This window comes from Sandaracinobacteroides sp. (assembly GCF_057137845.1).
Genome location: NZ_DBNHFX010000012.1, coordinates 1 through 1,547, shown reverse-complemented (window position 1 = coordinate 1,547; position 1,547 = coordinate 1). Strand labels below are relative to the sequence as shown.

Below are 1,547 nucleotides of genomic sequence, written 5' to 3'. Positions count from 1 at the left end.
ACTTGTGGGCGCGCGAACTTGGGCCGGAGCCTGACCCGGCGGATGTCGAGCTGCTGGGGCGGCTGACGGCGCGGCTGGCGACGCTTCGGGCGATGTCGATCGCGCTGACGGCGCGGCTGGCGGCAGGAGAAAGCCCGCTGGTGGAGGCAGCCGTTTATAAGGATCTGGGCACCAGTTATGAACAGTCGGTGCCTGCGTTGATCTCGGACCGGCTGATGGCGAACCCTTCGCCGGAACTGCTGGAGACGCTGTCGTGGCTGCAACAGCTTTCGCCGGTGTTTTCGCTGCGCGGCGGCACGCGTGAAATCCTGCGCGGCATGATCGCGCGCGGGCTGGGGGTGCGCTGATGTTTGTCGACAGTTTCACCCGGCTGCTGGCGACCCATTGCCCGATCGATCTGGTGCGGGCAGCGGAACGACGGCCCGATGACGCCGATGGCCTTGCCGCCGAGATCGAGGCGTCGGGGTTCACCGACATCCTGCTGGCCGAGGAGCAGGGTGGGGCCGGGCTTGGCCTTGCGGGGTTTGCGCCCCTCGTCATCGCCTGCGGGGCGTATCTCTGCCCGGTGGGTTTTCCGGAAATTGCCGTGGCGCGGCGGCTGGGGCTGGCGGTTGACGGCCTTCCGGTGGAGGTGCGTGCAGCACTGGTGGCGGCGCGCATGGCGGGGGCGATCGGGCAGTTGCTGGAGCGCACCACCATATTCGTGACGACACGCAAACAGTTCGGCCGGCCGATCGGCGCGTTTCAGGCGGTGCAGCAGCAACTGGCGCAACTTGCCGAAGAAGCGGCTGCATCGCGGCTGGCGGCGCATATCGGCCTTGCCGGGCCGGAGTTCACGGCCGAGCGCAGCGCCGCCGCCAAGCTGCGCTGCAACGAGGCCGCGACGCTGGCTGCGGCAATCGCGCACCAGTTGCACGGCGCGATCGGCGCGACGCAGGAATATGACCTGCAACTGTTTACGCGCGCGCTTTGGCGCTGGCAGCGGGAAGCAGGCACCAGTGCGTTCTGGGCGGCGGAACTGGGGCGGCGCCGGTTGCGCGCGGGCGGCGGCAGCCTGCCCTATATCCAGCAGCATCTGCAGACCGGAGAGCAGCAATGACCAACATCGACGAACTGCCCGTGATGGGGCTTGGCGCATGCTGGGAGGACATCCGCATCGGCATGGCGGGGCGGACCCTGCGCCGCACCATCACCGAGGCCGATCTGGTGAACTTCATCGGCGCGACCGGGATGCTGGAGGCGATCTTCATCGACGCCGACTATCCGGGCAAGGCGATCCCCGGACGGCTGGTGCCGGCTGCGCTGACCCAGTGCCTGATCGAAGGGCTGCTGTTCCAGTCGGTCATCCAGGGAGTGGGGCTGGCGCTGCTGGAAATGCAGATGAAGGCGCTTGGCCCGGTGCGCGTAGGAGACAGTATCCGCGCGACGCTGGAGATCACCGAAATCCGCCCGACATCGAAGAACAATCGTGCCATTGTGACTTCGCGGGTGTTGGTGTTCAACCAGAACGACGAGGCGGTGATGGAATATGTGGTGAAGCGGATGGT

At 67.1% G+C, this 1,547-nt stretch carries 2 protein-coding genes and 1 pseudogene; all 3 read left to right on the top strand.

Annotation, left to right across the window (positions count from 1 at the left end):
• Window positions 1–347, top strand: a pseudogene (locus AC16JP_RS00380) (acyl-CoA dehydrogenase family protein); the annotation flags it as partial.
• Entirely contained in the window at window positions 347–1,099 is a 753-nt protein-coding gene (locus tag AC16JP_RS00375; RefSeq protein WP_484338615.1) for an acyl-CoA dehydrogenase family protein, read from the top strand. The pseudogene AC16JP_RS00380 and the gene AC16JP_RS00375, both read left to right, overlap by 1 nt.
• On the top strand, window positions 1,096–1,547 hold a 452-nt coding region (locus tag AC16JP_RS00370; RefSeq protein ID WP_484338614.1), incomplete at its 3' end, for a MaoC family dehydratase. The genes AC16JP_RS00375 and AC16JP_RS00370, both read left to right, overlap by 4 nt.

What these genes read in the sequence shown, in the direction of transcription:
- AC16JP_RS00375 (WP_484338615.1), top strand. Translation starts at nt 347, where the DNA reads ATGTTTGTCGACAGTTTCACCCGGCTGCTGGCGACCCATTGCCCGATC.